The organism is Skermanella sp. (assembly GCF_059503625.1).
Window position 1 is genome coordinate 1 of the sequence record NZ_JCACHA010000551.1, and the last position, 2,013, is coordinate 2,013.

3 protein-coding genes are annotated in these 2,013 nt (G+C 66.4%); 2 read left to right on the plus strand and 1 reads right to left on the minus strand.

Going from position 1 to position 2,013, the window contains the following annotated elements; translation table 11 throughout:
* Window positions 1-90: 90 nt before the first annotated feature.
* Complete coding sequence (locus AC5JJ6_RS11645; protein WP_496042186.1) at window positions 91-591, minus strand: cupin domain-containing protein; 501 nt, start codon at window positions 589-591, stop codon at window positions 91-93.
* Between the two features lie 192 nt (window positions 592-783).
* On the opposite strand from AC5JJ6_RS11645, the gene AC5JJ6_RS11650 reads away from it, so the two are divergent.
* Together AC5JJ6_RS11650 and AC5JJ6_RS11655 are read left to right on the plus strand one after the other, a co-directional pair.
* Window positions 784-1,608, plus strand: a complete 825-nt coding sequence (locus AC5JJ6_RS11650) for a 3-hydroxybutyrate dehydrogenase (RefSeq protein WP_496042187.1) — start codon at window positions 784-786, stop codon at window positions 1,606-1,608.
* Window positions 1,609-1,638: 30 nt separating this feature from the next.
* On the plus strand, window positions 1,639-2,013 hold a 375-nt coding region (locus tag AC5JJ6_RS11655; RefSeq protein ID WP_496042188.1), incomplete at its 3' end, for a patatin-like phospholipase family protein.

Genomic DNA, 2,013 nt, shown 5'->3' on the forward strand with positions numbered 1-2,013 from the left:
CATGGACGCGCCTGCTTGTCGGCTGCCGCTTCGCTTTAGCCGACCTACGGCATGAGCGTCTCCACCGATCAATATCTCCGGTCCCTGGTCCTACATCATGTGCGGATCGGCGTCGTTCACATGCAGCAGGTCGGCGGAGATCAGGACGGCCGTGGTCTTGCCGGTGTTCTTCCACCAATGGGCGACGCCGTGCCGCTCCGCCGTGCTGTCGCCGGCCTTGTGGACGATGGGGACGGAGCAGGTGCTGGCGTATTCGGTGATCTCGCCCTTCACGATGTAGATGATGGCGGGACGGTCGTCGTGGCTGTGCCAGGGCACGACGCCGCCCGGCTTGACCTCCAGCCGGCGCATGCGGAACTGCCTTCCCTCGATATCGGCGGGCTCCTTGGCCACGTCGATCGAGGAGATGACGGTATCGGTCACGTCCCGCGCCGGGGTCGTGTCCGGCTTCCGCACATCGACGCCCTGCTTGCCGGCGGGGCATGAGCCGGCCAGCGCCGCAGCCGGAGCCATCGCCACGGCGCCGCCGATCAGCAGCGCACCGAACAGCCCGCGCACCAGAACGGAATCCATCGAAAGCTTGGCGATCATCTGAAGTCTCCCGGTTGCCACGCACCATCGCGTGGTGTCGGGACCGAGGATCGGCGTTTCAACCGTTCCAGTGAAATGCCGGGTGGCTAATGTTTCGATAGCCGGCGCGTATCGACTGATTAGCCAACCGGCATTTCACGAAGGCCCTGTGCGAATGGGAAAGTCTGTCCCGGACCAACAGGGAGACTTCTCATGGACACGCGCAGTTTGGGAAACCGTACCTCGCCGGCCAGCGAGTTCCTGGGCCGGGTGGCGCTCGTCACCGGATCGACCAGCGGCATCGGGCTGGGCATCGCCAGGGCCTTCGCCGCAAGGGGGGCTGCCGTCGTCCTGAACGGCTTCGGCACGGCCAAGGACATCGCGGAAGCCCGTGGCGGGATCGAAGAGGACTTCGGCGTGGAGGCCCTTTATTCCGACGCCGACATGTCCGATCCGGCCGCGATCGGCCGGATGGTCGACATGACGGTGGAAACCCATGGCCGGCTCGACATCCTGGTCAACAATGCCGGCATCCAGCATGTGGCCCCGGTGACGGAGTTCCCGACCGCCAAGTGGGACCGGATACTCGCGATCAATCTCAGTTCCGCCTTCCATACCGTCCGGCTGGCGCTGCCGGTCATGCGGGGCAACGGGTTCGGCCGGATCGTCAACGTGGCCTCCGCCCACGGCCTCGTCGCCTCCCCGTTCAAGTCGGCCTATGTCGCGGCCAAGCACGGCATCGTCGGCTTCACCAAGTCGGTGGCGCTGGAAGTGGCGGAGGAGCCGATCACCTGCAACGCCATCTGTCCCGGCTACGTCCTGACGCCCCTGGTCGAAGCGCAGATCGACGATCAGGCGAAGGTCCACGGGATCTCGCGCGAGGAGGTCGTCCGCGATGTGCTCCTGGCGCAGCAGCCCAGCAAGCGCTTCGCCACGGTCGACGAGATCGGCGCGGTCGCCGTCTTCCTGGCCGGGGCCTCAGCCGCCTCCATCACCGGCGCCGCGATACCGGTCGACGGCGGCTGGACTGCGCACTGATCCCATCCCCTCGACTTCAGGAGAGCCGACATGCTGATGACGAAGACCGACGTGAAGCCGCAAGCGGCGTTCGACAAGGAAAGCCTGGGTCAGGTGGTGCTGGTGTTCCAGGGCGGCGGCGCGCTGGGCGCCTATCAGGCCGGCGTCTATGAGGCGATGCAGGAAGTGGGACTTGAGCCGGACTGGGTGATCGGAACCTCCATCGGCGCCATCAACGCCGGCCTGATCGCCGGCAATGCGCCGGGCAAACGGCTGGCCCGGCTTCAGGAATTCTGGCGCAGGGTGGAGCACGGCCCGTTCCGCCAGATGGCGGCATCCGCCTGGGGAGCCGGGTCGATGGGGGCCAACGCCATGACCATGGCCGCCGGAGTCGATGGATTCTTCCAGCCCAATCCCTGGGCTTTG